The 1,080-nt window shown below is 59.4% G+C and carries 1 protein-coding gene; it reads left to right on the top strand.

The window, feature by feature from the left end; all coding sequences use genetic code 11:
• The first annotated feature begins 240 nt into the window (after positions 1-240).
• Complete coding sequence (locus tag GGR04_RS23680) at positions 241-912, top strand: hypothetical protein (RefSeq protein ID WP_210291963.1); 672 nt, start codon at positions 241-243, stop codon at positions 910-912.
• The last annotated feature ends 168 nt before the right edge of the window (positions 913-1,080 follow it).

The raw sequence follows: 1,080 nt of genomic DNA, 5'->3' as shown, positions 1-1,080 counted from the left end.
CACTCAGGCCTGAAGTTCCGCTCGCCTCGTGAGTTCATAAGGCTCAGTGCCTAAACCCAACAGCCGCCTGTCCGGCGAAATGGGGTCCACTCCAGATACCACGAGACGCCCCATGATCTTTGCCAAGCAGGGGCTTGGGGCGAAGTCAGAGCGTTCTGGGCCAAACGACGCGGCGACGTTGGTACGGCGACCCGCGACACGAAGCAGATACAGGCCTTCTATGAGGCCGACGAAACCACCTTGTTCATCACCTTCGCCAACGGTCTCCTCCACTGGTGCCAGCCAACGGGACCTACCGAGGTTTTGGCGGACAAGAGCCGACGCCGAGCTACTGTCGATGGCTGGCATACCGAGAGCCTGAAAGGCATCTCGTTGTCCTCCGATCGCATTTCGGGCCATCTGCTGAAGGTGCAGATGTTCCGCGGCACGATCTGCCAGGTCAAACAACGAGCCTATCTCGTGCGAAAGCTCAATGATGAGCTGTCGCCAGAGCTTGCGGCGGCCGAAGAGGCCGAGCACTCCATGAAGATCGCCCTCATCGGTCTCATGCGGCTTCTGACGTGGCAGGACTTCGAACTGCTTGTCGATCTCATTTTCTCGGCCAGCGGTTGGCGTCGCATCGGCGTCGTCGGGCGTGTGCAAAAGACGGTGGATCTCGAACTCCTCCTGCCCACGACCGGAGAGCGAGCATTCGTCCAAATCAAATCGCAGGCCAATGCCGCCAGCCTTAGGGACTACGTTGCTCGTTTCGAGCAGGCTGATCTCTACGACCGGATGTTCTTCGTCTGGCATACCGGCAACGTGCCGGTGGACCGTGAGCCGGATGGCGTTTCGCTGATCGGTCCGGAACGTCTGTCGCAGATGTGCCTCGATGCAGGCTTGGCGTCCTGGCTCCGCGAGAAGGTGTCATGAGGCCCTGGGATTGCGGATCTCTCGATCGCGCTCATGCTTCTGACAGGCCGGTTCATTTCGAGGCACAACAAATAGCTTGTTCCCAAATGTGGAACAAGCTATTTGGTCGGGATGCAAATCCTCTCGAAGCGGGCGCTGCGACAGTTCTGGGACATCCATCCGCAGGCC

Origin of the sequence: Aureimonas pseudogalii, assembly GCF_014196835.1 — a bacterium.
Taxonomy (GTDB): domain Bacteria; phylum Pseudomonadota; class Alphaproteobacteria; order Rhizobiales; family Rhizobiaceae; genus Aureimonas; species Aureimonas pseudogalii.
This window is presented reverse-complemented; position numbering and strand designations above follow the sequence as displayed.